Annotated in this window: 18 protein-coding genes; 9 read left to right on the forward strand and 9 right to left on the reverse strand. The window is 65.3% G+C overall.

Going from position 1 to position 26,089, the window contains the following annotated elements:
• Positions 1-176 precede the first annotated feature (176 nt).
• Both GGR23_RS05660 and GGR23_RS05665 read left to right on the forward strand, forming a co-directional pair.
• Positions 177-611: a BA14K family protein gene (locus tag GGR23_RS05660; RefSeq protein WP_183365171.1), complete on the forward strand. Its 435-nt coding sequence runs from the start codon at positions 177-179 to the stop codon at positions 609-611.
• A gap of 378 nt (positions 612-989) precedes the next feature.
• Positions 990-1,850 carry an SDR family NAD(P)-dependent oxidoreductase gene (locus tag GGR23_RS05665; protein ID WP_183365172.1) on the forward strand — a complete coding sequence of 287 codons (861 nt, stop codon included), beginning with the start codon at positions 990-992 and terminating at the stop codon, positions 1,848-1,850.
• 201 nt (positions 1,851-2,051) lie between these two features.
• On the opposite strand, the gene GGR23_RS05670 is transcribed toward GGR23_RS05665, so the two are convergent.
• Complete coding sequence (locus GGR23_RS05670) at positions 2,052-4,061, reverse strand: CHASE2 domain-containing protein (protein WP_183365173.1); 2,010 nt, start codon at positions 4,059-4,061, stop codon at positions 2,052-2,054.
• Between the two features lie 36 nt (positions 4,062-4,097).
• Entirely contained in the window at positions 4,098-7,751 is a 3,654-nt protein-coding gene (locus GGR23_RS05675; protein WP_183365174.1) for a tetratricopeptide repeat protein, read from the reverse strand.
• 108 nt (positions 7,752-7,859) lie between these two features.
• Here GGR23_RS05675 and GGR23_RS05680 point away from each other — a divergent pair, with 108 nt between their 5' ends.
• The 6 genes from GGR23_RS05680 (at position 7,860) to GGR23_RS05705 (ending at position 15,164) form a co-directional block, all read left to right on the forward strand.
• Positions 7,860-8,399: a Pycsar system effector family protein gene (locus tag GGR23_RS05680; RefSeq protein ID WP_382342083.1), complete on the forward strand. Its 540-nt coding sequence runs from the start codon at positions 7,860-7,862 to the stop codon at positions 8,397-8,399.
• Between the two features lie 185 nt (positions 8,400-8,584).
• Positions 8,585-9,031, forward strand: a complete 447-nt coding sequence (locus GGR23_RS05685; protein WP_183365175.1) for a biliverdin-producing heme oxygenase — start codon at positions 8,585-8,587, stop codon at positions 9,029-9,031.
• Positions 9,028-11,574: an HWE histidine kinase domain-containing protein gene (locus GGR23_RS05690; protein ID WP_183365176.1), complete on the forward strand. Its 2,547-nt coding sequence runs from the start codon at positions 9,028-9,030 to the stop codon at positions 11,572-11,574. The genes GGR23_RS05685 and GGR23_RS05690 overlap by 4 nt, the downstream gene beginning before the upstream one ends.
• A 47-nt stretch (positions 11,575-11,621) precedes the next feature.
• Positions 11,622-12,854: a putative DNA modification/repair radical SAM protein gene (locus tag GGR23_RS05695; protein WP_183365177.1), complete on the forward strand. Its 1,233-nt coding sequence runs from the start codon at positions 11,622-11,624 to the stop codon at positions 12,852-12,854.
• A gap of 1 nt (position 12,855) precedes the next feature.
• Positions 12,856-14,352, forward strand: a complete 1,497-nt coding sequence (locus GGR23_RS05700; protein WP_183365178.1) for a UdgX family uracil-DNA binding protein — start codon at positions 12,856-12,858, stop codon at positions 14,350-14,352.
• 32 nt (positions 14,353-14,384) lie between these two features.
• The gene (locus GGR23_RS05705) at positions 14,385-15,164 is read left to right on the forward strand and encodes an SDR family NAD(P)-dependent oxidoreductase (protein WP_183365179.1); all 780 of its coding nucleotides are present in this window, start codon (positions 14,385-14,387) and stop codon (positions 15,162-15,164) included.
• 474 nt (positions 15,165-15,638) lie between these two features.
• Here GGR23_RS05705 and xsc read toward each other — a convergent pair whose 3' ends face one another.
• A complete protein-coding gene (gene xsc, locus GGR23_RS05710; RefSeq protein ID WP_183365180.1) occupies positions 15,639-17,420 on the reverse strand; it encodes a sulfoacetaldehyde acetyltransferase in 1,782 nt (593 codons plus the stop codon).
• Between the two features lie 105 nt (positions 17,421-17,525).
• Entirely contained in the window at positions 17,526-19,001 is a 1,476-nt protein-coding gene (pdxR, locus tag GGR23_RS05715; protein WP_210296877.1) for a MocR-like pyridoxine biosynthesis transcription factor PdxR, read from the reverse strand.
• A gap of 220 nt (positions 19,002-19,221) precedes the next feature.
• On the opposite strand from pdxR, the gene GGR23_RS05720 reads away from it, so the two are divergent.
• The gene (locus GGR23_RS05720) at positions 19,222-20,430 is read left to right on the forward strand and encodes an acetate/propionate family kinase (protein ID WP_183365181.1); all 1,209 of its coding nucleotides are present in this window, start codon (positions 19,222-19,224) and stop codon (positions 20,428-20,430) included.
• Between the two features lie 32 nt (positions 20,431-20,462).
• Here the strand turns inward: GGR23_RS05720 and GGR23_RS05725 are convergent, their stop codons facing one another.
• The 5 genes from GGR23_RS05725 to GGR23_RS05745 all read right to left on the reverse strand — a co-directional run bounded on the left by GGR23_RS05725 (position 20,463) and on the right by GGR23_RS05745 (position 25,737).
• Positions 20,463-21,284, reverse strand: coding sequence for an ABC transporter permease (locus GGR23_RS05725; protein WP_183365182.1), 822 nt, complete (start codon positions 21,282-21,284; stop codon positions 20,463-20,465).
• A 12-nt stretch (positions 21,285-21,296) separates the two neighbouring features.
• Positions 21,297-22,181: an ABC transporter permease gene (locus GGR23_RS05730; RefSeq protein WP_183365183.1), complete on the reverse strand. Its 885-nt coding sequence runs from the start codon at positions 22,179-22,181 to the stop codon at positions 21,297-21,299.
• Entirely contained in the window at positions 22,178-23,272 is a 1,095-nt protein-coding gene (locus tag GGR23_RS05735) for an ABC transporter ATP-binding protein (RefSeq protein WP_183365184.1), read from the reverse strand. The genes GGR23_RS05730 and GGR23_RS05735 overlap by 4 nt, the downstream gene beginning before the upstream one ends.
• 173 nt (positions 23,273-23,445) lie before the next feature.
• On the reverse strand, positions 23,446-24,582 hold the full coding sequence (locus tag GGR23_RS05740) for an extracellular solute-binding protein (RefSeq protein ID WP_183365185.1): 1,137 nt from the start codon (positions 24,580-24,582) through the stop codon (positions 23,446-23,448).
• A gap of 171 nt (positions 24,583-24,753) precedes the next feature.
• Positions 24,754-25,737 carry an agmatinase gene (locus GGR23_RS05745; protein WP_183365186.1) on the reverse strand — a complete coding sequence of 328 codons (984 nt, stop codon included), beginning with the start codon at positions 25,735-25,737 and terminating at the stop codon, positions 24,754-24,756.
• Positions 25,738-26,089: the final 352 nt, after the last annotated feature.

Here is a 26,089-nt window from a genome sequence, read left to right on the forward strand (position 1 = left end):
CGCGGCGCGGCGCGAATATAGGTATTTTCCGATCCTCTACCGGTGCCCCGGCCTGCCCTATTCTATGAGTCTGTCCGCCCGCCTTTCCGAAAGGAGGTGGCGGGTCTTCTTGTCGAGAGGGTTGAAGCCGGTTTCCTCCCGCCGGTCCGATGCCTTCGCAGTTGAAGGGATAGAACATGCGAAAGTCATTTGTTTCCATCGGAGCCGCGGCGCTCGCCCTCATTACCTTCGGCACGTCGCTGCCGCAGGCCGAAGCTGCCCCGCTGCGCCCCGTCATCGCGGTGGATGCTTCGACGGATGTCACCCCCGTGCGCAATCGCCACGGCGACGAATACAACTGGCGGAATGGCCGCCCCTATTACAATGGTCACCGTGGCTACCGCCACTGGCGCCACGGATATCGCCACCATCGTGGCTACTGGTTCCCCGGCGCGGCATTTGCCACCGGCGTGATCATCGGCGGGGCCATCGCCAGCCAGCCGCGTGTGCGGGTCCGTCCGGGCCTGACGCGCGAGCACATCGAATACTGCATGCAGCGCTACCGCAGCTACCGGGCCTGGGACGATACCTATCAGCCCAATTACGGTCCGCGCCGCCGCTGCATCTACTGAGGAATACCCGCCCGGGCCGCAAGGTCCGGGCGGTGACGAGCTGGCGCCGCCGGCTCCGGTCTGCCCCCCGACTGCAGCCGGCAATGGCGCCTGGAACGCAAGATACCGCCGTTCACCCGTCCCCTGCGGTCGGCGGTACCGCGTTCACCCGCATGGTCCGTTGCGATGACGCTTGCATGTTTTATCCGCAACGCGAGTTTGGCAAACCTTCCGCTCCCTGGGCGGCTACGGGCTTTGCCCGAGACCATGCCAAAGAGCCGCAGCCCGCCGGAGTCCCGACCGGCCGGCTGCGGCTTTTTTGTTGGGCGCCGGTGGTGCGCTTCGCCCGCCTCCGGTAAACTGCCGGCACAGCCATCCGGCATCAGGGAGCAGCAATCCATGGAACAACGGCAGACCCCGCGCTTCGACGGCATGACCGTGCTCGTCACCGGCGGAAATTCCGGCATCGGGCGCGGCATCGTCCATTTCTTCGTCGAGGCGGGCGCCGAAGTGCTCTTCACCGGGCGCAATGTCGAAAAGGGGCGGAAGGTGGAGGAGGAAAGCCTTTCGCTCGGTTATCCCGCGCGTTTCCTGGCCTGCGACCACGCGGACGAGGCCGCGGTTTCCGCCCTGTTCGAAACGATCCGCCAGCATGGCCGGCTGGACATCCTGGTCAACAATGCAGGGGTCGGCTCGCGCCGCTCCGGCGTCGTGCCCGAAGATGGTCCAGGCGTGCGCTGGGACAAGCTGGTCGGCCCGAACCTCGAGGCTGCCTACCTGACCTCCGCCCATGCGCTGCCGCTGCTCGCCGAAAGCGCATCGCCCGCCATCGTGAACATTTCCTCGACCGCCACGCTGCATGGCAACTGGGGGCTCTACTGCGTCGCAAAGGCGGGCGTGGAGGCCCTCACGCGGGCTCTCGCCGTCGAGGGCGCGGCCCATGGCATCCGGGCAAATGCCGTCAGCCCCGGCTGGATCGAAACCGAGCAGGATGGCGAGAACCCGGCCAGCGGCAGCGCCGACGGCTGGGAAGTGCCGCCGAACCTCTTCGACCGCATGGGCCAGCCGCGGGAGATCGCCGCCGCCGTGGCCTTCCTCGCCAGTGACGCTGCCTCCTTCGTCACAGGCCAGACCCTGGTTGTGGATGGTGGCCTGTCGATCATCGACTACACGTCCCGCACGCTACTTCAGGAACGGGGAGAGGGGCTGTTCTCCGGCGTTCTCTCATCCAAGGTTGCAACAAAAAAGAACCCCGGTTGAAGCCGGGGTCAAGTCTGGGCCGAAAGGGAAACTGTGTCGGCTGCGGCCGCGAAGGCGGCAAACTCCACCGAAAAACTGGAGAAAATGCGGGAGATGGGCGGCTGTCATGGCGGCCCCGGCAGTCGAGACAAGGCGACTGTAGCCGTCGAACTTTTATGAATTATTAAAGTCAGAGATACGAATTGTCGGATTGTATGTGATTTATGCGTCGGGATCCCCCGTGAGCTGTTGCCGCATGATGCGGTAGTAGCCATCCAGCTCCGGCATGGCGGCGGGAAGCCTTTCGAAGGCGGGGTCCAGCGGGGAGAGCGTCCGCGCGTAGCGCCTTGCGAGAAACGCCTCGTGCTCTGCCAGCACATCGGCACCTGCGGCCTTTACCAGGGTGAAGACGGGCGAGGGGAGCGTGCGCCCCTTGACCGTGATGCGGTCGAGCTCGACGGTCGTGAAACGCCCGGCGACCCGCCGTGCGGTCTCCTCGCCGAGAAGAAGAGCCACGCCGTAATTCTTCGAAACGCCTTCCAGGCGCGAGGCGAGATTGACGGAATCGCCGAGGCAGGAATAGTCGAAGCGCCGGGTGGAGCCCATGTTGCCGACGACACAGTCTCCGGTATTGATGCCGATACCCATGCGCAGAACGTGATGCGGCCGCCCGCGAAGCTTGCTTTCCTCCTCCAGATGGTCGTTCAGCTCGGCCAGCGCCTTCTGCATGGCGATCGCCGCCTCGACCGCGTGGATTGCATGGTCGGGGTCATCGAGCGGTGCGTTCCAGAAGGCCATGATGCAGTCGCCGATATATTTGTCGATGGTGCCGCCGTGATCCATCACCACGTCGGAGAGGGGTGTGAGAAGACGGTTGATGAGGGCCGTGAGGGCCTGCGGGTCATCCTTCATCGTTTCGGCGATCGTGGTGAAGCCGCGCACGTCGGAGAAGAGGATCGAGAGCGTCCGGGTCTCGCCGCCGAGCTGCAGCTGCGAGGGATCGTCGGAGAGGCGCCGCACCAGTTCGGGGGAGATGTACTGGGAGAAGGCCCGCGTGATCTGCCGCTTGTTGCGCCGCTCCTCGGCATAGTCGAAGGCGGTCTGCCCGAAGGCGAGGCCGATGAAGCCGAGCGTGGGGCCGAGCGGCGAAACATAGGTGCTGGTCAGGCGGATGCCCGCATAGCTGACGGCGGAGAAGAACAGCAGCGAGAGCAGGCAGAAGCCGAAGGTGTGCCAGCCCGTCGTGCGCCAGACGGCGAGCGAGGCCACCAGCACCGCGGCGAGAATGCAGGCGCCGTTCAGCAGCGGATCGGCGGGGTCGATGGCCGAGCCGAGGCGGAGGTTGTCGAAGATCGTCGCCTGGATTTCCACGCCGGGCACCAGCCGTCCCGTATGGACGGTAAAGGGCGTCGCGAAGGCATCCGCACCGCCCTTGTCGATCTCGGGCGCATTCTGCAGGCTGAGCCCGACCAGCACGACCCGATCCTTGAAGAAGCCCGGTGGCAGGAAGTTCGCCGGGTCGAGCGCCTGATAGTAGGACACCGTCGGATAGCTGCGCGCCGGGCCGTAGGACTGGATCAGCGCATCCGCGGGCAGGGCTTTCGGCGTCAGGCCCGCGGCGACGGCGAGCATGGCGGCAAACCCGTCCCCGTAGCGCGGGATGTTGCGGAAGATGCCGTCGCCGCCGAGCTCGATGGAGGCGATGCCCGTGCGGGCCCCGGCCTCTGTCAGCTGCGGCATGGGCGTGGTGCGGATCAGCTGATCCGCCTGAGGGGTCTTGATCAGCGTCTCGTCGCCCGCCAGCACCACGTCGGGCCCGACGGCGGCGGCGATGGCCGCGTCGTTCTCGGGCGTGGAGGGTTCGGCCATGATGATGTCGAGGCCGATGGCGCGGGCGCCGGCTGCCCGCAGCGCCTCGATCAGCCGCCCGTGCAGCTGCCGGGGCCAGGGCCACTGTGCATTGATTTCGGCCAGAGAAGGTTCGTCGATGGCGACGATGACGGGCCCGCCCGCCGGCGGTTCGGGGCTGTCGATGGTGGAAATGTAATCGAAGGCGCGCAGGTCGCCGAGCTTCCAGGCCGGCAATCGCGTGAGCAGCGACAGGATGGCAAGAGCGGCCAGCGCCAGCACCACGACGCGCACGGGCCGGCTGCTGAACGGCCAGCCGGGCCGGTAGCCCGCCGATCCGAAAACCGCCCGCCTCACCTCAGACCTGCCGCTCGGCTCGTTCATCGAACCCTTTCGCCACCGCTGTTGGCCGATGCCGCCTCAGAAGCGGACCTTCAGCATGCACTTGAAGCTCGGTCCCCATCCCGGAACACCCGGGGCCAGCTCGAAATCCTGGTCCAGTAGGTTGTAGGCGGAGGCCTCGAGCGCGATCTGCTTGTCCAGCGGCTCCCAGGTCAGGGAGGCATCGAGCGTCCAGTAGTCGTCGAGCCGGTCGCCGCTGTCGTTGCCGCTGCGTTCGCCGATGTAGTTGGCGGCCAGCGTCGCCTTCACATGGGCTTCGTTCACCCAGGTGAGCGCAACCTGTCCTGCCGTATCGGGGACATAGGACAGATCGCCCCCGAAGCTTGCGCTGCGCGGATCGCGGTTGTCCGAGCGGGCGAGCGCAAGTGTCGTCGAGAGGCCGAAGCCGCCGCCGAGAACGGTATTGGTGGTAAAGGCCGCACGATCGATGGTGCCCCGCTCCAGCTCCATCCCGTCGACGCTGGGAAGCGCCGTCAGCGGATAGCCGATCGTCACCTGGTTGAGGTCCTGGTGCTGGTATTCCAGCGAGGTGAAGAAGCGGTCGGTCCACTCCGCATCCCATTGCAGCGCGGCGGTATCCACATAGCCGCCGTTCAGATCGAACCTGTTGGGCAGCAGCCCGAGGACGCCGATGGGCGAAAGGGTCGGCGTCGACAGGTCGAAGCCGTTTCGCATGTATGCGGCGCGCAGCCAGTGATTTTCCACCGGCGACCAGGCGACGCCGAAGCGCGGCTCGAAGCGGCGCGTCGTTTCGCGGTCGTTGTCGATCACGCTGCCAAACAGCGCATATTCGAGCTTGAGGTCGGGTGCCACGTCCTGCAGCACATCCACATAGGCGCGGCCGAGGCGGGAGCGTTCGCTGGACGAAAGCAGCGGCACGCCATTGGCCGTGAAGCTTGCCGTGCTGTCGGCCCAGCCCGCTTCCAGACCGTAGCGGAAGGTGAAATCCTCGACGCCGACCGCATGGTTGACGGCGGCGATATAGGTCTTCTGGTTGCCGGTCTCCTCGTAGAGGTCGTCGCTGCCGAAGGGGAACGGCAGGTCATAGATGTAGCGGCGATCCACATTCGCCTCGATGCCGCTGTAGAGCAGCGCCGCATTCATCACGTTGTGGTAGCTGAAGGTGTGGCTCCAGCCCACCCCGGCATTGGTCATCGTGTTGTCGTCGTTGCGCTGGCGTGTCTGCGGCAGCGGAATGCCGAGATCGGTGCCGATGCCCAGGGCATCCGCATCGAGCCCCGCACGGCTATGGGTACCATAGATGACGATGCGGTCGTTGCCGGTTGGGCTCATCGTCAGGTAGCCGCTCGCATCGAGCAGCTTCGTGTCCGCGTCGAAGCCGCCGAAATCCCGATAGGATCCGGAGATCGGCAGGTCCGTGAAGGTGAAGTTCCCGAGGAAGCTCGTCGGCAGCGGCGTATTGGAATAGCCCTGCACCTCCACCTCGCCGATCCGCTTGCTCTCTCCACCGGAATGGGCAATCCCGCCGCCGAGCGATATGTCGAGGAAGGGCGAGCGCAGGAGCGTTGCGGTCCGGGAGCGTCCGGCCAGCATGTGCGGGTCGAGGAGAAGCCCCTGCAGTTGCGAGGAGAAGCCTTCGGCACTGTCGGTATTCGTCACGCTCGACTGGCCGTAAAGGTAGGAGTTCACATAGGGATTGACCTGCCCGCGCACCGCCTGGTCGATGTAGCCGGCACCGGCGAAGGGATCGAAGGTCACGTCGCCGTAGTAGCGGCCCCATGCATCCAGTCCCTGAAGCCGGAAGGCGTTGTTGAGGGTCGAGCCGGCATCCTGGTTGGCGCCGAGCCGGGCAAAATCGCCCCCTTGAGCGCGCGAGCGGCGCATGAAGTCCTGCGCATTGCGAATGGCGCCTTCGGCATCGTAGTCGTCGATGGCAAGCGTTGTCCGCAGGGAAGGCGCAACGGGATCGTTCCGGTCCAGCCGGTCCGCATTGTCGATCGCCTGGTTGGACGGGTCGCGGTCGCCCTTGATGTAATGGCCCATGCCCAGCAGGATCTGCGCCTGTGCATAGCTCGGATTGGCGGTCGCCCCGGCCAGCAGGTCCTCGAGCGCCTTGTCGGTCTCGCCGGTCTGCAGGTAATAGCGTCCGCGTGCCACGAGGGCGATATCGAAGGCGGGATCGACCGAAAGCGCCCGGTCGATCAGCGCCTTGGCTTCCTTGACGCGCGACTGGTCGAGATAGAGGATCGCAAGGTTCGCATAGCCGACAGGATCTTCCGGATCGAGCGCGATGGCCTTCAGCAGGGCTTCTTCCGCCTCGCGGCTGGCGCCGAGATCCTCGTAGGCAAGGCCAAGGCTGTTCCAGGAGGAGGAATCGCCCGGAGCGGAGGCAATGGCCGCCTTGAAATCGCTGATCGCGCCGCGGGTATCGCCGAGATAGTCTCCGCGCAGGGTGCCGCGTGCCTGCAGCGCGGTCGGATCCTCGGGATCGATCGAAAGCGCCCGGTCGGCGGCCTCCTGCATCTTCTCCTTCTCGCCGTTGAGGCCGTGGAGAAGGGCGCGGACCGCGGGCAGCGTCGGGTCGTCGGGATGCCGGGCTTCCGAGCGTTCGATGACGGCAATGGCCGCCGGTATGTCCTTGAGAAAGCCCTGCGTCAGCGCCTGCATGATGTCGGCATAGGGGCCGGATGCGGTGCGCGGCGGCTGCTCGATCCGGTCCGGATCGGCCAGCGAACGGGCGAAATAGCCGCCATAGGCGGCAATGGCGCGCCGCTGCGGATCAAGGCCGCGCTCCGCCTTGCGGAAGAGCGCGGCGGATTCGTCATAGCGGCGGTTGGACCCGGCAATGAGAGCGTCGATGAGGGAGACGCGGGCCTTCTGGGCGGCGCTGAGCGGGCGGTTGCGGATTGCCTCCAGCGCCTCGGCCGCACGCTTCTGGCCATCCAGAGCCATGCGGGTTTCGGCAAGCGTCAGCCAGTCCTCGGTGCTGCGGGCCTCCGGCGCCATCGCCTCGATCCGCCGGAACTCCTCGCGCATGCGGCGGGCGGGAAGCGGCGTCGCCGGCATGAAGGTGAAACCCGAGCGCAGCGTCAGGTAAAACAGCATCTGCTGCCGGTCCTTGGGCGTCACGATCACCAGCTTGCGCGGTGCCTGTCCGATGCTCGCCACCGCGGCCTCGCCCTCGCGGACCTCCACGGAGCCATAGGCATTCTTGAATTCGATCTTGCCTTCCAGAACGATGAGAGAAGTCTGGTCGCCCTTGACCGTCAGCGTCCAGTCCGTGCCGCGGATGGCGGCTGCGGCCGCCGGCGTCTCGACGGTCAGGCCCTGTCCGCCGCGCTGGGCACGGGCCCACATGGTGCCGGACTGGAGATTGAGAACCGTATCCTCGGTCGTCCCCATCTGCTTCACCTGGAGGGCGGAGTTTCGCCCGAGGCGTACTTGCGTATGGTCGGCAAACAGGATGGCGAGCTGGCCCAGCGCATTGGTGCGCAGGACGTCGCCGCCGAGCAGGTCCTGCTTCAACTCCACATTGCGCCAGTCGGTGAGATCGACGAAGCGAACCTCTTCACCCGACTTGCGGTCGATGACGGCACCGGCAGCCGGGGCCGCGCGCTTCACCGGCTCCGCGACCGCCGCCGAGGCAAGCGTGCCGAGGCCGATGGCCAGCGCAGTTCCGCATGACGGTAGGAAATTAAAATTGTCCCTCATAACAAAGGGTGTGTCCAACGCCTCTTTAAATGTCAAGCGTTCTAATCTGGGCATTTTTATTTGCCCCGAGATGTATTATCAGCGGAGTTCGTTTGCATGGGGGTATCGATGGAAGATCAGGCAGTGACCGCTGAAGCACGGGTAGAAAGCGGCGCAAAGCCGCCGGTCAAGGCCGAGTATATGGATCATGTCCGCAAGGTGAACGACGTCTTTTACGACCAGATCGTCATTTCCGACCAGAAGGCCGCCTACATCTTTACGTTCATGCTGGCCTTCCTGGTCACGTCGAGCGAGGGGCGCGAGGTCTTTACCTGGGCGCGTTACGCCAACGGCACGTTGCACGGCGTTTTCTTCTCGGCACTGCTTGCGCTGTCCTCGCTGGTATCGATGCTGGCGGCCATCATGGTTGTGCTGCCGCAGCATGTGAAGAAATCCACATCCCTGTTCTGGGGCACCTGGAACCAGCATCGTGTCATGCTGGAAGAGGCAGCCCATCGCTGCGACCAGGACTATCTCTTCCGCCAGTATCTCGACAATGCCGACGTGCTCTCGCTGATCGCGCGCCGGAAGTACCGCTTCGTCACCTATGCCTTCCGGGCGCTGATGGTGACCGTGATTGCCTATGTTCTGCTGCTGGTGTCCAACTGACGCTACCCGGATTTTGACGGTCTTGCCGAAGGGGCGGCGCGCTTTATATCTCCCGGATGTCTTGCCACGCCTCTCTTGCCTCCCCGAGCCGCCGCTTTTTCCTCCGCGATGCCACGGCTGAAGATCACCGCCGCCTTGACGAGGCTGTCGGTCCGCTTGCGGACCGTCCCTCCTATGATGCGTATGTGCAGGCCCTTTACGGTTTCCGTGCGCCTGTCGAGGCCTGGATAGGGGAAAGGCCAGCCCCTTCGGCCTGGAACGACTGGCGGCCCACGGCCATCCGCCACCTGCTGGAAAACGACCTTTCGGCCCTGGGTCTTGCACGGCCTCCGGCGCTGGATTTCGCCGGCCCGGAAGCCGGACCGGCAGGGGAAGGTCTTCTCGGCATTCTCTACACGCTCGAGGGGGCAAGCCTCGGCAGCCAGCTTATCGGCCGCCGGGCTGCCGGCCTCGGACTTGGCGTGGCAAACGGTGCCGCGCATCTGGCCGGCACCGCCACCGCCGTCGGCAACTGGAAGGGCTATTTCGCCCTTCTCGACAGCGCCCCGGCGCTTGACATGGAACGCGTTGCAGACGCGGCGCGAACGGCCTTCCGCTTCGCCCGGGCTGCCTTCGAAGGAAAGCATGCATGACGGCCGGTGGCGTCGATCTCACCAATTGCGATCGGGAACCCATACATATTCCCGGCACCATCCAGCCCCACGGCTGCCTTGTGGCCCTTTCCGGCGATTTCAGCGCCGTGGTGCGCCATTCGGCGAACTTTGCCGCCATGACCGGCCTGCCCGAACCCGTGGCCGGCCAGCCGCTTCATGAGGTCGTCGGTCCGGAAATCATGCATTCGCTGCGCAACGCGCTCGGCATCTCTGCCGATCCCGCGCGGCCCGGCCTGCTCTTTGCCCAGGCCCTGCCCAGCGGCCGGCTGGTGGACATCACCGTCCACCGCTATCTCGATGCCGTGATCGTGGAGTTCGAGCCGACCGTCGCGGGGGATCAGCCGATCCGGCTGGTGCGCGACCTGACCGATCGCATCAACCGGCTGGAGACGGTGGATCAACTGGTCAACACGGCCACCCGGCTTGTCGCGGGGCTCCTGGGCTATGACCGGGTGATGATCTACCGCTTCGAGCAGGATGGTGCGGGAAAGGTTCTGAGCGAGGCAAAGCGGCCGGATCTCGAGAGCTTCCTCGGCCAGTATTTCCCGGCCTCCGACATCCCCAGGCAGGCCCGGGCGCTTTATGTGCGCAACACCATCCGCACCATCTCGGATGTCCGCTACGAGCGGGTCGCGCTGCTGCCGGATGCTGCGGAACGGGCCGCCCCGCTGGACATGTCCTATGCGCATCTGCGCAGCGTCTCGCCCATTCACTGCGAGTATCTGCAGAACATGGGCGTCTCTGCCTCGATGTCCATTTCCATCATTCTGGACGGCGAGTTGTGGGGGCTGATCGCCTGCCACCATTATCAGCCGAAGCGGCTGACCATGGCCGAGCGGGTTGCGGCCGAGATGTTCGGCTCCTTCTTCTCGCTGAAGCTCCAGACGCTGAAGCAGAAGCGTACGCTGGAGACGGCCAACAACGCGCGGCGCTCGCTGGACCAGTTCCTGCGTCTGGCCGCCCATCACCAGGACCTGCGCCAGCTTCTGAAGGATACCCTGCCCGAATTCGCCCGGCTGATGCCCTGCGATGGCATCGGCCTGTGGATGGAGGGCAGCTGGTCCGCCGTCGGAGATGTGCCGGCGGAGGAGGTGGCTATCCAGCTTTCCCGCCATCAGATGGTCGAGGAGCGCGGCCGCGTGTGGTCCAGTCACGCGCTCAGCCGCGATCTGCCCGGCCTCCAGCCGCTCCTCGGAAAGACGGCAGGCGCGCTGATCGTGCCGGTCTCGCAGGTCTCCAGCGATCACCTCATGTTTTTCCGCAACGAGCTCGTCCATACGCTGAACTGGGCGGGCAATCCGGACAAGTCCTATTCCACCGGGCCGCACGGTGATCGCCTCACGCCGCGAAAGAGCTTCGCCATCTGGAAGGAAACCGTGCGCGAGCAGGCCCAGCCCTGGACGGAATCCGATCTCGAGACCGCAGATGCCGCCCGTGCCGCCATTGTCGAGGTGGTGCTGCGCCACAACGAGCTGATGTCGGAGGAGCGCGACAAGGCCGAGGTTCGCCAGCGGATGCTCAACGAGGAGCTCAACCATCGCGTCAAGAACGTCCTTGCGATCATCAAGTCGCTGGTTGCCCATTCCAACCGGGAGGAACGCCCGCTCGCCGATTACGTGGATACGCTGAAAGGCCGGCTCAGGGCTCTTTCCTTCGCCCATGACCAGGTGGTTCGCAGCGACGGCGGCGGCGTGCTCAACGATCTGATGGAGGCGGAAGTCTCCCCCTATCGCGGTCCGGGCAACACGATCCGCATCAGCGGTCCGCGGCTTCTTCTCGACAGCCGCGCCTTCTCCGTGCTCGCGCTGGTGCTGCACGAACTGGCCACCAACGCCGCCAAGTATGGCGCCCTGTCCCAGGCTTCCGGCCGGCTCGACATCGGCTGGTCGATGAACGAGGCCGGCGATTGCGAGATCGAGTGGCAGGAGTGGACCGAAAGTCCCCTCAGCCCGCCTGCGCGCAAGGGTTTCGGTACGGCGCTCATCGAGCGGAGCGTGACCTACGATCTTGGCGGGCAGTCGAGCCTGCGCTTCGGTCGGGACGGTCTTCGCGCCCGGCTGGTCGTGCCGGCCCGTCACGTGCTGACCGCCCCGGATGCCGCGCGGCTTGCCCCCGAGACGCGCTCGCTCGACCCCATGCCGGAAGAGGGAAGCCTTGCCGGGATCGCCCGCGTGCTCGTCGTCGAGGACCAGATGCTGATCGCCATGGACCTGGAAGCCATGCTGCTGCAGGAGGGTGTGGCAGACGTGGTGGTGGCAAATTCGGTGCGCCAGGCCATGGCGCAACTGCGCAGCCGCCGGCCGGATTTTGCCGTGCTCGACATCAATCTCGGGCCGGAGACCTCCATTCCGGTCGCCGAAGAGCTGCACCGCCGCAGCGTGCCCTTCGTCTTTGCAAGCGGTTATGGCGACACGCCCCTGATACCGCTCAGCCTGGGCCCGGTGACTGTGGTGCCGAAACCCTATGAGGCAGCGGGGCTGAGCGCCGCCATCCTTGCGACGCTCGGCCGCACGCCCATCTGACACTTGTGGATTTGACGAATCCCAAGCCGGAACATAATGTGAACAGCATGAAGAAATCGCTGCGTGAAAGGCTGGCCATCCTTTCGGATGCGGCCAAGTATGATGCATCCTGTGCCTCGAGCGGCACCTCGAAACGCCATTCCGGCCAGTCGGGCGGGCTCGGCTCGACGGAGGGGTCGGGGATCTGTCACGCCTATGCGCCGGATGGCCGCTGCATCTCGCTGCTCAAGATCCTGATGACCAATTTCTGCATCTATGACTGCGCCTATTGCATCAACCGCTCATCGAGCAATGTGGAGCGTGCCCGCTTCAGCGTCGAGGAGATCGTCTGGCTGACGACCGAGTTCTACCGCCGCAACTATATCGAGGGGCTGTTCCTCTCCTCCGGCATCATCCGCAACTCCGACTATACGATGGAGGAGATGGTGCGGGTCGCCCGCACGCTGCGCGAGGAGCACCGGTTCCGCGGCTATATCCACCTGAAAACCATTCCCGAAGCCTCGCCCGAACTCATCGAGCAGGCGGGGCTCTATGCGGACCGCCTGTCGATCAACATCGAGCTTCCGACCGATACCGGCCTGACCCAGCTGGCGCCGGAGAAGCAGCCCGACCGCATCCGCCGATCCATGGGAGAGCTGCGCCTCAAGATGCAGGAAATGGCCGAACCGACGCTGGTGAAGAAGCGCGTGCGCACCTTCGTGCCCGCCGGCCAGAGCACGCAGATGATCGTCGGTGCCGATGGCGCCAGCGATGCCACCATCCTCTCCTCCAGCGCCCGGCTCTATTCCAGCTACGAGCTGAAGCGCGTCTACTACTCGGCCTTCAGCCCGATCCCGGAAGCCTCGCGCGTGCTGCCGCTGGTCAAGCCGCCGCTGGTGCGCGAGCACCGGCTCTATCAGGCCGACTGGCTCTACCGTTTCTACGGCTTCGACATCGGCGAGATCACCTCCGGGCTGAAGGACGGGATGCTGGACCTCGATCTCGACCCCAAGCTCGCCTGGGCGCTGGCAAACCGCGACCGCTTTCCCGTCGACGTCAACCGCGCCGACAAGGCAATGCTCCTGAGGGTCCCGGGCTTCGGCACCAAGACGGTGAAGGCGATCGTCCAGTCCCGCAAGGCCGGCGGCATCCGGCTGGAGCACCTTGTCCGCCTCGGCGTGTCGCTGCGCAAGGTGAAGCCCTTCGTCACCACCCTCGACTGGAGCCCGGTCCGGCTTCTCGACCGCAGCGACCTGCGCGCCATGTTTGCGCCGCAGCCCGAACAGCTTTCGCTTTTCTGACATGCGCACGGTGACGCTCGAGGGGCGGGGCGATTTCGAGGAGTGGCGGCTCGCCGCCCGGGCGCTGCTCGCGGCCGGGGTGGAACCGGGAGCGGTCGACTGGCGCATCCGCGACGGGGAGGGAGGCCTCTTTGCCGAAACCTCCCCCGAACTGCCTGCGGATCCGCAAGGGCCGCTGACCGTGCCGCGCGCCTTCGTCGATCTGGCGGGCAGTGTCATCTGTCATTCCGATCCGCGCCGCTTCGGTCTGCTCTACCGTCTGCTCTGGCGCCTGCAGGAAAACCGGACCCTCATCTCCAACGCCGGCGATGCGGATGTCGCCGTCACAAGGCTCATGGAGAAGTCCGTGCGCCGCGACAGCCACAAGATGAAAGCCTTCCTGCGCTTCAAGGAAGCCGAGCCTGCCACCGACGGCCGGCGACGCTTCGTGGCGTGGTTCGAGCCCGATCACTTCATCGTCGCGCGCACCGCACCCTTCTTCCAGCGGCGCTTCACCGACATGGACTGGCTGATCCTGACGCCGAAGGGGACCGCCGCCTGGGACGGGAAGGCCCTCACGGTCACCGACACGGCAGCGAAGCGCCCCGATCTCGACGACCAGACGGACGACCTCTGGCGCACCTATTTCCGCAACATCTTCAATCCGGCACGGCTGAAGGTGAAGGCAATGCAATCGGAAATGCCGAAGAAATACTGGAAGAACCTGCCGGAGGCGGAGCTCATTCCCGAGCTGATCGCCAGTGCCGAGGCCCGCATGCAGGGCATGATCCGCGCCGAGCTGAAGCCTGCTCCCGTGCGGCACGAGCGCCGCAGGCTCTCGCCGGCCGAGGAGCGGGCGATGGCGGAGGGCGTTTTCGGCGCCCTTTCCCGCGAGGCCTCCGGCTGCACCCGCTGCCCGCTCCATGCCCATGCGACGCAGACGGTGTTCGGCGAGGGGCCCGCCGATGCCCGGCTGCTGATTCTCGGCGAGCAGCCGGGGGATACGGAAGACCTTGCGGGCCGCCCCTTCGTCGGACCTGCCGGCAAGGTGCTGGATGCAGCGCTGGAAAAGGCGGGTCTAGACCGCCGGCAGGCCTATCTCACCAATGCGGTCAAGCACTTCAAGTATGAGCCCCGCGGCAAGCGCCGCATTCACCAGCGCCCGAATTCCGGCGAGATCGCCCATTGCCGCTGGTGGCTGGAGCGGGAGGTGGAGGCGATCCGCCCGAAGGTTATCCTCGCCATGGGTGCAACCGCCGTCGAAGCGCTGACCGGACGGGCGGATGTCTTTTCCGCGCTGAAGGGCCGGCAGGTTCCGTTGGGCGATGAGGCGGTTCTCGTCGTCACCGTCCACCCGTCCTATCTGCTGCGCCTGCCCGATCCGGAGGCGCGGGCGCGCGAACAAGCGGGCTTCGAGGCCATGGTGGCGCTTGCGGGCCGGCTTTCGGCTGGCGAGCGCGATGCGCTTTCTCCCACTGGAGGTGCTGGACAAAGCGCCGAGCCATGGCAGGATCGCTGACAAACGAACGCTCTTCACAGGACCCGAGAACCATGGCCCAGACTTCCCTCTTCATCCCCGATCTTGCCGGCAAGTGCGTGCTGATCACGGGCGCCTCCACAGGCATCGGCGCAGCGCTTGCCCGCGCCTTTGCCACGCAGGGCGCAACCGTCGGGCTGCACTTCAATGCCAGCATGGGAGCCGCAAACGCGCTTCTCACCGAGATCACCGAAGCAGGCGGCAAGGCGCTGCTCTGCCATGCCGACGTCACCGACAGCGAGGAGGTTCGCCGCATGGTCTCGGTCTTTGCCGAAGACGCCGGTGGCCTCCACGGCCTGATCAACAATGCCGGCGCCATGGTGGGCCGCCGCCGCTACGAGGAGATGGACGACGCCTTCTATGACAGCGTCATGGATCTCAATGCCCGCTCGGTGGTGATCGCCTCGCAGGCCGCGATCCCGCATCTGAAGAAGGAGGGCGGCTTCATCATCAACACCACCTCCGTTGCCGCCCGCAACGGAGCCAGCCTCGGCGCCGGCATCTACGGCTCCGCCAAGGCCTTCGTGTCCAACGTCACGCGCGGCATGGCCAAGGAGCTGATCCCCTTCGGCATCCGCGTCAATGCCGTTTCCCCCGGCGTCATCGACACCCCGTTCCAGGAACGCTACTCCAACGAGGCCCAGATCGCCACGGCCGTCGCCATGATCCCCATGGGCCGCCTCGGCACGGCGGAAGAATGCGTCGGCACCTACCTCTTCCTGGCCTCGGCGCACCTTTCCGGTTACATCATCGGCCAGACCATCGAGGTGAACGGCGGGCAGCTGATGCCGTAAGCGGGGTGCGACGATGCGCGACCGTGCCTCGCACGGCGTGGCGTTTGCCGCACGGCACCCCCCTCTGCACGGCGCGGAGTTTGAGGCACCGCACCCACCTCTGCCCCTGCCGGGGCGTTGCGTTTGCCGTGCTGCACCCCCCTCTGTCCCTGCCGGGACATCTCCCCCTCAAGGGGGGAGATCGACCGTGGGTTTTTTGGTTTCCTCAAACAACCAGCGTCTCATTTTGCAGAAACGGTGGCTGGGGACTGCCCCAAGAATCCCCATCCCGATCTCCCCCCTTGAGGGGGAGATGCCCGGCAGGGCAGAGGGGGGTGCCGTGCGGCAAACGCAACGCCGCGCAGGGCAGAGGGGGGGTGCGGTACCACAAACTCCACGCCGTGCAGGGCAGAGGGGGGTGCTGTGCCTCAAACCCCACGCCTTGCTGGATAGAGAGGGGGGCGGCGCGCCAGGCTTACCGCCACCGCTGTCCGCTTACTGAACCACCCGCTGGGGCCGCATGTCGGCGGCATCGATGCCGGCGATGGATACGGGTTTCTTCATGGCGTCGCGGCGGAAGGGTTCGCCGAGTTCCTGGTTGAGGATGACCTCGATGAAGGTGGTCTTCTTCTCCTTCATCTGCCGGTCGATGGCCTTGGAGAGCTCCGAGGTGAGGGCCGCCATGGAGGTGACCTGGATGCCCTCGATGCCGCAGGCCCGGGCAATTCCGGCGTAGGAGACGTCGAGATCGAGTTCCGTGCCGACGAAATTGTCGTCATACCAGAGCGTGGAATTGCGCTTTTCGGCACCCCACTGATAGTTGCGGAAGATCACCATGGTGATCGCCGGCCAGTCGTCGCGGCCGCAGGCGGTCATCTCGTTCATGGAGATGCCGAAGGCGCCGTCGCCGGCAAAGCCGACAACCGGGGTATCCGGGCAGCCGATCTTGGCGCCGAGGATGGCCGGGAAGCCGTAGCCGCAGGGGCCGAACAGGCCGGGCGCCAGATATTTCCGGCCCTTCTCGAAGGTAGGGTAGGCGTTGCCGATGGCGCAGTTGTTGCCGATGTCGGAGGAAATGATCGCCTCCTTCGGCAGCGCCGCCTGCACCGCACGCCAGGCCATGCGCGGCGACATGCGGTCCGGATGGGCGCCGCGGGCGCGCTCGTTCCAGGTGGTGCCCGGATCGTCGTCCTCGTGATCCATGGATGCGAGCTGCTGCAGCCAGGCAGAGCGGGTCTGGTGGATGAGGGCCGCGCGTGCCTCGCGGTCATGGCTGCCGGCCTTCTCGCCGAGCCGGGCGAGGATCTGCTCCGCGACCGCCTTTGCATCGCCCTGGATACCGACGCTCACCCGCTTGGTGAGGCCGATGCGGTCGGCATTGATGTCCACCTGAATGATCTTCGCCTGCTTCGGCCAGTAGTCGAGCCCGTAGGCGGGAAGCGTCGAGAAGGGGTTGAGGCGGGTGCCGAGCGCCAGCACCACGTCGGCCTTCGATACCAGCTCCATGGCCGCGCGCGAGCCGTTGTAGCCGAGCGGGCCGACGGACAGCGGATGGCTGCCGGGGAAGGCGTCATTGTGCTGGTAATTGCAGCAGACGGGCGCGCCGAGCCGTTCGGCAAGCAGGCGCGAGGCGTCGATCCCGCCCGAAAGCACCACGCCCGCGCCGTTGAGGATCACGGGGAACTTTGCTTCCGTCAGCAGCGCGGCGGCCTCGTCCAGGGCCTGCTGGCCGCCCGAGGGGCGCTCGAAGCGGATCAGCTGCGGCAGTTCGATGTCGATCACCTGGGTCCACATGTCGCGCGGCACGTTGATCTGTGCCGGCGCCGATCCGCGCCAGGCCTTTTCGATCACCCGGTTCAGCACTTCGGCGATGCGGGAGGGATCGCGCACTTCTTCCTGATAGCAGACCATGTCCGCGAAGAGGTTCATCTGCGGGATTTCCTGGAAACCGCCCTGACCGATGGTGCGGTTCGCCGCCTGCGGCGTGACGAGCAGCATGGGCGTGTGGTTCCAGTAGGCGGTCTTGATCGGCGTGACGAAATTGGTGATGCCCGGGCCGTTCTGGGCGATGCACATGGCCATCTTGCCCGATGCGCGGGAATAGCCGTCGGCCATCATGCCGGCATTGCACTCGTGCGCGGTGTCCCAGAACTTGATGCCGGCCCGCGGGAAGAGATCGGAAATGGGCATGAAGGCCGAACCGATGATGCCGAAGGCATTGTCGATCCCGTGCATCTGCAGCACCTTTACGAACGCTTCCTCAGTGGTCATTTTCATGGATGCACTCCCTCCGGCATGATGATGTTTGAGCAAGAGCTAAGCCGCAGCCGGCCGTGGCGCGTAGTGCCAGATGCGGCCAATCATCGGGCCGCGCAGGCCATCTCATGAGTCCAGCCTGAGTTCGCGCACCAGGCCGCCCAGAATTTCCACCCCGCGCTCGATACGGTCGGTCGGGATGGAGGAAAAACCCATCCGAAAATGATTGTCGTGCCCCTCGGGCTCGGCAAAGAAGATGTCTCCGGGCTCGATCAGAACGCCCTTCTGCAGGGCGGTCGCGGCCAGGCGCTGCCCGTCCAGTGTCTTCGGCCCCGTCAGCCAGCAGGAGGTGCCGCCGAAGCGGCTTTCCGGCGTCCAGCCGGGAAAATGCTCGGAAAGCGCCCGCGACAGGATCGCCTGCCGCTCCCGGTAGGTGCGGTGAAGCCGGCCGATCAGCCGGTCGTGATAGCCGAGCGCGAGAAAGAGGGCCGCGACCCTCTGGTTGTTGCCGGGCGGATGCCTGAGGATCAGCCGTCTCAGCGCCCGGGCTTCGGCGATGATTTCGGGTGCGGCCACCAGATAGCCCAGTCTCAGGCCCGGCATCAGCGATTTCGACAGGCTGCCCACGTAGATCACGGGATCGTTGCCATCCAGCGCCTTCAGCGCCGGGGTCGGTTCGGAAAGGTAGTTCGCCTCGAATTCGTAATCGTCCTCGATGATCAGGCGGTTGTTGCGCCGTGCCCAGTCGAGAAGCGTGCGCCGGCGCTCGATGCCCATGGTCACGCCGGTCGGGAACTGGTGGCTCGGCGTGGTGAAGACGATGCCGCAGCGCTCGAGCGCCGAATCCAGCACCAGCCCGCCGCCATCCACGGAAAGCGGCAGCACGGAGCCCGCATGCAGCGAGAAGATGTTGCGGGCATCGGGATAGCCGGGATCTTCGATGCCGACGACGCTGTCCGGGCCGCAGAACAGCTTGGCGAGCAGGTAAAGCGCGTTCTGCGCCCCCATGGTCACGAGAATCTCGTCGCGCCCGGCCTGGATGCCGCGCCGCGGCAGAAGCCGCTGCCGGATCTGGTCGATCAGCATCGGATCGTCTTCGGTGTAGCGATCGTCCGTCCAGGCATCGAGCCACTTGCGGTTCATGGATTGCCGGGTGCATTCGCGCCACTCGGCGATAGGAAAGAGCGCGGGATCGGCCTGCCCGTAGATGAAGGGATAGGGATAGTCGTGCCAGTTCAGCGGCTTGTCGATGTTGCGCTGGCGGCTCGGCCTGACTGCGAAAAGGCGGGAAAAGTCCGGCCGGTCTGTGCTCGGTCCCCTGCGGGGCGGAGGGGCGGGGCGGGCGAGCATCGCAGCATCCCCCGCCACATAGAAACCCGAACGGTCGCGGGCCTCCAGATAGCCGTCATCCACCATGGAGAGATAGGCAAGCGTCACCGTGTTGCGCGAGACCATCAGCCGACGGGCGAGATCGCGGGTCGAAGGGGTCGGCGAACCGGGCGGCAACTGGCCGGAAAGAATGGCATTCACCAGCGTCGCGCGGATCTGGCTCTGCAGCGTTGCCTGCTGCGTGCGGTCGATGTCGAAGATCAGTTCGCGCAAGGGGATTTTCTCCGGGGCTGGCTGGCACCACTAAATCAATCATCTGGTCCTATGTCCAGCAAGGGCGAAGCCACACTATCCCCAGAAGCGAAGCCGTCGGCGGGAGGGGACGACCGGACGGTCCGTTGGGGCCGGGGCTTGCCAGCGGCAGCGTCACCCGCCAAAGCTTCTGCCTCGAAACCCGCCCGACCGCCAGACACCGAGACCACTGGAAAGCGCCATGCCGACTGACAATCCCGCCACCCACGCCCCGACCGGGGGCGCCGTCTATCTCGCCGTCAACAGTGGCTCGTCCTCGGTGAAGGTCGCGCTCTTCGACGATGACCTGAGGCGCTTTGCGGAGGCGGAGGCCTCGCGGATCAACACCGCCGAACCGGTGCAGCTGCGCTTCTCCGGTTTTCCGGCGCGCGACGAGGAAAGCCTACCCGCAGGCTCCACCCATGCGGATGCCATCGATCATCTGGCCGAAGCGGTTTCGACGCTCGCGGGCGCGCGGCTTGCCGGCATTGGTCACCGGGTGGTGCATGGCGGGGAGAGCCTGTCCGAACCGAGGCGGATCGACGACCGGCTGATGGCAGAGATGGAAGCCCTTTCGGTTCTGGCGCCGCTGCACCAGCCGCACAATCTTTCCGGCATCCGCCTCATGGGGGCACGCTTTGCGAACCTGCCGCAGGTCGCCTGCTTCGATACGGGCTTCCACCGCACCATTCCGGAAAAGCGCCAGCGCTACGGCCTGCCGCCCGCCTATGCGCAGCGGGGGCTGAGGGCCTTCGGTTTTCACGGCCTTTCCTGCACCCATGTGGTCGACCGCTTCGAAGCAGTCACCGGCAACCCGCTGCCGCGCCGGCTCGCCATTGCCCATCTTGGCAATGGCGCCAGCGTGACGGGCGTGGTGGATGGCCGCTCCGTCTACAACTCCATGGGCTTCACGCCGATCGACGGCCTGATCATGGGCCAGCGCTCCGGCCATCTCGATCCCGGCGCCGTGCTGTGGCTGGTTGACGACATGAAGGGCGACACGGCCGCCGTCTCGGCTCTCCTCAACCGGAAGTCCGGCCTGCTCGGCCTTTCCGGCGAAAGCTCCGACATGCGCACGCTGCTTGCGAGCACCCGGCCGGATGCGGCGCTCGCCCTCGACATGTTCGTGGATCGCGTGGCGCGCGAGGTGGCGGTGGCGACTGCTGCCGCGGGCGGCATCGATGCCCTTGTCTTCACGGGCGGGATCGGCAGTGGCGCCGCCCTCATCCGCGAGCGGGTGATGGCGGAGCTTCTCTGGCTCGGCCTCCGGCCGGACGGGGCGGCAAACCGCAGCAATTCCGCCGCCCGCCTGACCGAAGCCGGTTCGCCGGTTTCCGCCTGGCGCATCGTGGCCGACGAGGAGCGGGTGCTCTGCCGTGCGGTGAAGGCGCTCGGCGCGCAAGCGGCCTGAAGAAAAGCCGCCCGCAGGCGGCTTTCCGGAATCTACTCGTCGTCGGAGGGCGGTGGCCCGAGGGCATCGAGTCGCGCCTGCTTGCGCCGGCGGGCGATTTCGTAGGCGATCGCCCCGGTCAGGGTGACCGCAATCAGGATCACGGCAAGCGCATTGATGGTGGGCGTGATGCCGCTTCGAACCTTCGAGAAGACATAGACCGTCATCGTGTCGTAGGGACCGCGCGTAAAGAGCGTGACGTTGAAGTTCTCGATGGACTGGAAGAAGGCAATGGCCGCACCCGCCCCCAGCGCCGGATAGAGATGCGGCAGGAGGATGCGCCGCAGCACGGTCGGATGGTTCGCGCCGAGATCGAGCGCTGCCTCCTCCAGCGACCGGTCGAAGCTCTGCAGGCGGGCGAGCACCAGCAGCATGACGAAGGCCGAGATGTAGGAGACCTGGCCGAGCACCGAGAGATGCAGGCCCGACGGCACCGAGAACCGGTTCCAGAAAAGCAGCGTCGAGATGCCGATGACGGCACCGGGGGTCAGGATCGGTGCGACCATCAGGCTGTAGAGGGTCGAGCGGGCCCAGCCACCGAGGCTGTTGATCAGGATTGCGGCCGCCGTACCGATGGGCACGGAAAGCGCCACCACCGCAAGCGCAACCAGAATGGTGTTCTTGAACGAATTCAGCAGGCGCGGGTCGTTCCAGAGCTCGACGAACCACTGTCCGGTAAAGCCCACCCAGGGAAAGACGGAAGGGAAGCGGCTGTCGTTGAAGGCCGCGCCGCCCATGACGAGCAGCGGCAGCAGCATGTAGCCGAGGAAGATGACGAGATAGGCGCGGAAGAGCCAGTCGGACTTGCGGTTCATGGCACCCCTCCCTTACCGTGCGATGTCGGACAGCTTCACGCGGAAGGTCCGCATGACGGCCGTCACGAACAGGGTGCAGAGGATGAGCAGCAGGAAGGCATAGGCCGACCCGGTGTTCCAGTCGTTCGACTCGAACATCCACTGCTGGATGATCTCGGTGAACCAGCGCGAGCTGGTGGAGGCGAGCAGCGTCGGCACCAGGATCGAGCCCGCCGAGAGCATGAAGACCATCACCGAGCCCGAGGCGATGCCGGGCTTCGAATGGGGCAGGATGACCCGCCAGTGGGTGCGCCACCAGGGCGAGCCCAGATCCTCCGCCGCCTCGATCTGATTCGTGTCCAGCGACTGGATCGCGTTGAAGATCGGGAACAGCATGAAGAGCACATAGGTGTAGACAAGGCCGATCAGCACGCTGCGGAAGCCGGTCATCCAGCGGATCGGCTTCTCGATCACCGAGGCATCGATGAGCAGGATGTTCAGCGGCCCCTTCAACGACAGGATGATGAACCACGCGAAGGAGCGCATGATCTCGCTCACCCACAGCGGGATGGTGAGGATCAGGAAGAGCGTCGGCAGGCTCCGCGGATGGGCGACCTTGGAGAGATAGTAGGCCAGCGGATAGGCGATGACGAAGCAGATGAAGGTGACGATGCTCGAATAGACCACCGTCCAGATGAAGACGCTGATGTGGATCGGGCTGTCGAAGAAGGTCAGGTAGTTCTTCAGCGTATAGACATCCTTCGGCCCGCCGATATCGACCACGGGCAGGTAGGGACGGAAGGAGTTCTCGAAGAGATAGAGGTTCGGCAGGATCACCAGCACCAGCAGCCAGAAGGCCGTCAGCAGGCAGAAGGTGGAGGTGAGCGTGAAACCGTAACGGCGGATCATGTCGCTCATGCGGGTTCGCCCTTCCGTGCGGGGGTGCCGTCGGCGAGGATCACCGCCTGGTCCGCATCGAATTCGGCGAACAGGCGGGCGCCCCGTTCGGGTATCTGGCTGCGCCCGTCGTTGCGGGCCTCCGAGACCAGCGCCTTGCCCGTGGCGTCGCGGGTGTGGATCGAGATGAAATTGCCCTCGAAGGCGACATCCGTCACCTCCACCGGAATGCGGTTCGCGGCGGTGGGCTCAGCCGTCAGGCGCAGGTGCTCGGGACGCAGGTAGAGCTTGGACTCCTTGCCGGCTCCCGGGCCAAGCCTTGCGGCGAAGGTGCCGAGTGCCGTTTCGAACGAGGCGCTGCCGCCGCTCTCGCCGGTTATGGTGCCGGTCAGCACGTTGTTCTCGCCGACGAAGGACGCGACGAAGCCGTTGGCGGGCCTGTCGTAGATTTCGCGCGGGCTTGCCACCTGCTGCAGCTTGCCGTGCGACATGACTGCGACCTTGTCGGACATGGCCAGTGCCTCGCCCTGGTCGTGGGTGATGTAGATGAAGGTAACGTTGGTGCGTTTCTGGATGGCGCGAAGCTCGGCGCGCATGTGCTGGCGCAGCTTCAGGTCGAGCGCCGACAGCGGCTCGTCGAGCAGCATCACGGCAGGTTCCACCGCAAGCGCCCGGGCGATCGCCACGCGCTGCTTCTGGCCGCCGGAAAGCTGGCTCACCGCCTTGTCGGCGGCATCGGGCAGGTCGACGAGGCGCAGGAGCTCCTCCGCACGCTCGCGCCGCTTCTTCTTGTCGACGCCGCGGACCTCGAGCCCGAAGGCGATGTTTTCCCAGATCGGCATCAGCGGGAAGAGCGCGAGATTCTGGAAGATCAGCGCCGTCGGGCGCTGGTTCGGGCGGGAATTCCGCATGTCTTCGCCGCCGATGCGGATCACGCCCTGCGACGGCGAAATGAAGCCGGACACCATGCGCAGGATCGTCGTCTTGCCGCAGCCCGAAGGGCCGAGGAAGGAAAAGAACTCGCCCGCATTGATGGTGACAGACACATTGTCGACGGCCCGGAAGCTTCCGAAATCCGCGCAGACATTCTCCAGTTCTACACTTGCGCTCATTGGACCTATTGATTCCCCTGGTGGCCTTTGGCCGTTCTCGTTCTTGCTGGTCTCAGCCCGCCGCGGCGCATGAGGATGCGTCCGCCGCTTTCGCGCCGCCGGTCGGGTGATGGGTCATGCTTCGATGGAACCGCCGGGCTGAGGCCCGGCGGAAGTATCGCTCCGATGCTGGATCAGGCGCCCTTGAACTTGTCGGCATATTCGCCGCGCAGCGCCAGGAACCAGGCGGCCTGGTCCGGCCACCACCACAGCTTCTGCAGCGCATCGCCGGGGAAGCTGTCGTTGTAGAACTTGGCCACGTCGGCGCTCATCTTCTCGACGCCGCCCTTGCCGACCGGGTTGGCCGAGAAGGCGGTTGCCCAGAGCGAGGAGCCTTCCGCGGTGGAAACCCACTTGGCGAATTCATGCGCCTGTTCGACGTTCTTCGCGTTGGACATGAGCACGAGGCCCTGGTTCCACGCAAAGGCGCCTTCCTTGGGTGCGATATAGCCGTAGCCGTCGTTGCGCAGGTTGTAGCCGGTCGAATCCCAGCACAGGCCGATGGTCGCGCCATTGGTGCGGAAGCCGGCCTGCGCCTCGTTCTCGCCGCTCCAGAACTGCACGATGTTGGCCTTGCGCTTGATGGCCTCGGCAAGGGCGATGTCCCACAGCTCGCGCATGGTGGCCTCGTCCTTGTAGCTGTCCAGCCACGGCTTCGGCAGCTTGCCTTCCGCGTCGAGCCAGCGGCCCATGGCGGCCAGCGCCGAATGCGGACGCACGACCACCTTGCCCTCGTTGGCCTCGCTGAAGAGGTCGCCGAGGCTTGCCTTGCCGTATTCGGTCGGATTTTCCGTCTTGTTGTAGACGAGGCCTTCCGTGCCCCAGACGGAGGGAACGAACATCAGCTTGCCGTCGATGCGCGCGCGTTCGCCGGCGGAGCCATCGGCGAGACCGGGCAGGTAGTTGCCGACGGCGAGCTTGCCCTCGTCCCAGCCCTGCAGCAGGCCGTTCGAGGCCCAGGCGGCCACGCGGTCCAGCGTCGGTTCGATCACGTCGGTCGTCGCCGTCTGGAGCGAAAGCTTGGCCTGCGCGAACATGGTGTCCTGGTCGGGCTGCTCGGTGAAGTTCACCTTGATGCCGGTCGCGGCGGTGAAGGCCGGGAAGACCTTTTCCGCCATGCCGGGATAGCCGGACCATCCGGTGAAGTTCAGTTCACCGGAAGATGCCAGCGCGCGGCTGGAGATGATCGTCGGAGCGGCGAGCAGGCCGGCACCGGCAATCGAAGTCTTGAGGAAAGACCTCCTGTTGAAGGAGGCATGAATGATTTTCATTGTATTCGCTCCCATTTTTCCTATTGCAACTGTTCCGCTCTTGGACCGGTTATTCCGGTTCTCATTTGCTTTTATATCAGCATTGCCCGATCATAAGACATTCGAAAGGCACGATTGTCCATGGGGCACGCCGACCGGACAACAAAATTTCTCCTTCCCCCGCCGATGCGGTCAAGATGTGCGCGCACCGGTTCTTTCCGCCCGGCAGGCGGCCAGTATGCACAGCAGCTCGAACATCACGGTCACCCCGAGGAAAGCGGTGCCCCCGCTCTGGTCGAAGGGCGGAGAGACTTCCACCATGTCCGCACCCACCACGTTCACGCCATGCAAGAGGCGGACCACCTGGAGCGCCTGATAGCTGTTCGGGCCGCCGATTTCCGGCGTGCCGGTTCCGGGCGCGAAGGCAGGGTCGATGAAATCGATGTCGTAGCTCACATAGGTTTCGCCCGTCCCCGCGATCGCGCGCGCCTCCTCCATCACGTCCTCCACGCCGCGGCGGTGGAAGTCCTCGATGGGGATCACCGTGATGCCGACCGAGCGCGCAAAGTCCCGGTCCTCGAAGTCATAGGCAGGGCCCCGGATGCCGATCATCACCACCCGCTTCGGATCCAGCAGGCCTTCTTCCACGGCCCTGCGGAAGGGCGTGCCATGGGTATAGCGAAACCCGCCGAAATAGCTGTGGAACAGGTCGGTGTGGCTGTCGAAATGGATCATGCCGAGCGGCCTGTGACGGGCCAGCGCCCTGAGGATCGGCAGGGAGCAGAGGTGGTCGCCGCCCGCCGTCAGCGGCGTGATGTTCCTGTCGCGCACCCGGTCGAAAAAGTGCGTCATGCGCTCCATGCTGTCCATCAGGTCCGCCGGGTTCGGGGGCACGTCGCCGAGATCGGCGCAGCGCATGAGGTCGAAGGGGCGGATGCCGGTGACGCTGTTCTGGTGGCGGATCATGGTGGAGTGGTCGCGCAACTGGCGCGGAGCATGGCGCGGACCCGGCCGGTTGGTCGTGCCGCCATCCCAGGGAGCGCCGATGATGCCGATGTCGACCTGATCGATTCTCGGATCGTCCAGACTGACATGGGGCAGCCGCATGAAGGTGGGAATACCGGCAAAACGCGGAAGATCGACGCCCGAAATCGGGCGGAACTCGTCATGAGCCATCACTCTTTCCCCTTGTTCGATCCGGCTTCCGAAAGGCGGACGGACCTTTTCTTGATGGGAGGCTAGCGAGGGGGCTTGCCCGAGGCAACGCGATCCGCCGGTCTGGACCGTGCTTTCGGCAAAACTGGCATTATACTTTGGTATTAAATGCCCGCATCTTGCGCATACCGCCTGCACCCCTGCCCAAGGCAAGGGCAAAAGGGGCTGCGGCTTCCGGCAGAACACCCTAGATAAATGTCAGCGACCTCGACAAAAATCAAAAAAGCGGTGCAGGAACCGGTCAGCATTAAGTTTTAGTTTATAAAAAATTGTTTTCATCTGCATAGATATGAAGTCTGACAACAGTTTGAAG

This window comes from Gellertiella hungarica, assembly GCF_014197145.1.
GTDB lineage: Bacteria > Pseudomonadota > Alphaproteobacteria > Rhizobiales > Rhizobiaceae > Gellertiella > Gellertiella hungarica.